Below are 1,035 nucleotides of genomic sequence, written 5' to 3'. Positions count from 1 at the left end.
GCGGCAGATAGATCTGGGCCAAGCCATGGTCGAAGCGGGCCTTGCAGTTGCGTTGCCTCAGTTTAGCGATCGCTATCTCGGCGCCGAGGCGCGCGCCAAGGCCCTCAAACTGGGCATCTGGAATTCCGAATTCCAACAGCCGGCCGACTATCGGGCCGCCAATCCCAGAGCCCATCGACCTAAACCGCAGGCATCCGCCGCGCGTCAGCCTATTGCCTCGCCGGCGCCGTCCGGCGTCTATTACCGCAATTGCAATGCGGCATGGGCAGCGGGTGCCGCGCCGTTATACCGCGGTCAGCCGGGATATCGGCCAGAGATGGATGGAGACGGAGACGGCGTGGCGTGCGAACCATTCCGGCGGCGATGAGCAATGAAGATGCGTTGATAGACGTTCAGCAAAAATTTCTAGCGCGGTACTGCTACTTTACATACGGCGAAGACGTGACGATGATCGGCACGAGAAACAAAGTGATCGGAACCTCGCTCCGTGATCGGGTATTGCCGCATTGTAGACGCGCGCGGGATGCGGAGGTTGAACAACCGCCTTTTGCCCCTGCGGGGTTTGCCCGCCACGTACGCGGTCGCCTTGCCTCGACAGGTTGACTTTCAGGAGCCGAGGCATCATTTTGATGCGATGCAGATGCAAGATCATCGCTTTTGGCGCCTCACGCACGCGGGCCAGCTTCTCACGGGCTTCTAGTCCCGGGTTTCGGTGCAGCACGCCCCGAGCTCGGGGCGAAATCTCCTTTTCTCAGGCGGTTTTCGCGACCGCTAGTCTGTACCTTATTTCAAAGAACCCGACCTATGTCCAAGACCAAGACCGAAGCGACCACGCGGCCGCCCATCCAGATGCTCGAAAGCGAAGCTGAACGGCTTACGGACCTAGCGATCAGCGTGCAGGATCGTCTCCCCGAGGTCGCGTCCGTCAAGGTGGTGTAATTTCGGCTGTGGCCGTGGGCCATCGTCAGGCGGCTTTGGCGGTGATGTGTAGGGGCTGATTTTCCTCCTCGATCATGGGTTGGTTGAGTTCGGCCA

The 1,035-nt window shown here is 60.2% G+C and carries 2 protein-coding genes; both read left to right on the top strand.

Annotation, left to right across the window (positions count from 1 at the left end; all coding sequences use genetic code 11):
• Positions 1-367, top strand: a 367-nt coding sequence (locus tag L0963_RS19605; RefSeq protein WP_234181521.1) for a thermonuclease family protein, incomplete at its 5' end; no start/stop codon positions are given.
• A gap of 437 nt (positions 368-804) precedes the next feature.
• On the top strand, positions 805-939 hold the full coding sequence (locus tag L0963_RS19760) for a hypothetical protein (protein ID WP_267960793.1): 135 nt from the start codon (positions 805-807) through the stop codon (positions 937-939).
• Positions 940-1,035: the final 96 nt, after the last annotated feature.

This window comes from Sphingopyxis sp. NFH-91 (genome assembly GCF_021401285.1).
Taxonomy (GTDB): Bacteria; Pseudomonadota; Alphaproteobacteria; order Sphingomonadales; family Sphingomonadaceae; genus Sphingopyxis; species Sphingopyxis terrae_A.
Note: the sequence above shows the minus strand (reverse complement) of the source record. Positions and strands in the feature narration are given on the sequence as shown.

Bases quoted from the DNA above. Each gene is read 5' to 3' on its own strand.
- L0963_RS19760 (WP_267960793.1), top strand. From the start codon at position 805: ATGTCCAAGACCAAGACCGAAGCGACCACGCGGCCGCCCATCCAGATG.